This window comes from Brenneria sp. L4-2C (assembly GCF_040240335.1).
Taxonomy (GTDB): Bacteria; Pseudomonadota; Gammaproteobacteria; order Enterobacterales; family Enterobacteriaceae; genus Brenneria.
This window is the reverse complement of sequence record NZ_JBEIAC010000055.1, coordinates 1-1614: the sequence shown is the minus strand read 5'-3', so window position 1 is coordinate 1614 and position 1614 is coordinate 1. Positions and strand designations below refer to the sequence as shown.

Sequence of the window (1614 nt, the reverse complement as noted above, 5' to 3'; positions counted from 1 at the left end):
CCCCCTCTGTCAGGATAGATGTCACCCCCATCAAAAACGCTAATGGGGCGGTGGGGAAACACCATGAAACGCATTTCACCCGAACGAAAATCAGCAGCACTGGCTAAATTACTGCCGCCTTACAACATGACCGTCACGGCGGTTGCTCAACTGGAAGGAATATCGGAAGCTACCCTCTATAACTGGCGTAATCAGGCAAAAGCAGAGGGGAAACCGGTGCCCGGCGCAGACAAAACCACAGAACAATGGCCAGCGGAAGCCCGTCTGGCCGTCATTGTTGAAACCGCCACGCTTACTGAAACGGAGCTCGCACAATATTGCCGTAAAAAAGGCCTCTACCCTGAGCAGATAAGTCAGTGGAAACAAGGTTTTTTGCAGATGTATTCACCTGATGATAAAGCCGCGCTCAGGCAAAGCCAGAAAGAGGTTAAGCAACTTAAACGCGAACTGGTCCGTAAGGAGAAAGCCCTGGCGGAGGCGGCAGCGATACTGGTGCTGCGAAAGCGGTTGCAGGACTATTACGGGGAAACGGACGGGGACGACTGACGCCGGTCCTGGAACGGGCGGCATTAAGTGGTTATGTTCGCGAAGCCATGACGAACGGCGCGCGACTGTCCGTTGCTCTGCGAGAAATCAACCTGAGTGAACGCACCTGGCGGCGATGGCACAAGAGCGCGGAAGACAGGCGTCCGGGGGCAATAAGGCCGGTAGCGGGCAACCGCTTAACGACAGAGGAAGAGCGGCAGATACTGGCGGTGTGTCATCATCCGGCGTATGCCAGTCTGCCGCCGTCGCAAATCGTGCCGCGACTGGCGGATGAGGGGAGGTATCTGGCGAGCGAGTCCTCGTTTTACCGGGTGCTGCGGCGGCATGGCGAAGCGCATCGCCGGGGTCGGCAGCGGATGGGAGAGAAAGCCCGACCAGCCACCACCTGGAAAGCGACGGAGCCGAATCAGGTGTGGATGTGGGATATCACCTGGCTCGCCTCAGGGGTGAAAGGGCGCTGGTTTTATCTGTATCTTATCGAAGACCTGTACAGCCGAAAAATCACGGGTTACGAAGTGCATGAGAGCGAAAACGGAGAACAGGCAGCCGCACTAATCCAACGCAGCGTGTTGCGGGAGCGGTGTTATCGCCAGCCGTTGGTGCTGCATGCGGATAATGGCGCGGCGATGAAGTCACAGACATTGCAGGCGAAGCTTCAGGAACTGGCGATAACCCCGTCTCACAGCCGTCCGCGGGTAAGTAACGATAACGCGCATGTGGAGTCACTGTTCAGGACGCTGAAATATGTACCGGACTGGCCGTCATCAGGGTTCGTAACGCTGGAAGAAGCGAGGAAGTGGGTGGAGAGATTTACCCGATGGTATAACGGGGAACACCGGCACAGCGGTATCCGGTATGTAACGCCGGCGCAGCGACACCGGGGTGAAGACAGGGAGATACTGCGGAGGCGCGATGAAGTATACCGGTCGGCCCGTTTGGTCCATCCGGAACGCTGGTCAGGGAGGACGAGAAACTGGCAGCCGACAGGCGTGGTGACATTGAATCCGGAGCGGGAAAAACAGGTGGTATAAATTAACCGGGGGTGCCAACTATCTTGACACTTACCGC

The 1614-nt window shown here is 57.1% G+C and carries 1 protein-coding gene; it reads left to right on the top strand.

All coding sequences use genetic code 11. The features are described from left to right. Positions 1 to 63 precede the first annotated feature (63 nt). Positions 64 to 1577, top strand: a protein-coding gene (locus ABRZ26_RS24995; RefSeq protein WP_319606705.1) for an IS3 family transposase whose coding sequence is annotated in 2 segments (ribosomal slippage) — positions 64 to 514 and positions 514 to 1577 — 1515 coding nt in all. Because the reading frame shifts where the segments join, the coding sequence is not laid out codon by codon here. The last annotated feature ends 37 nt before the right edge of the window (positions 1578 to 1614 follow it).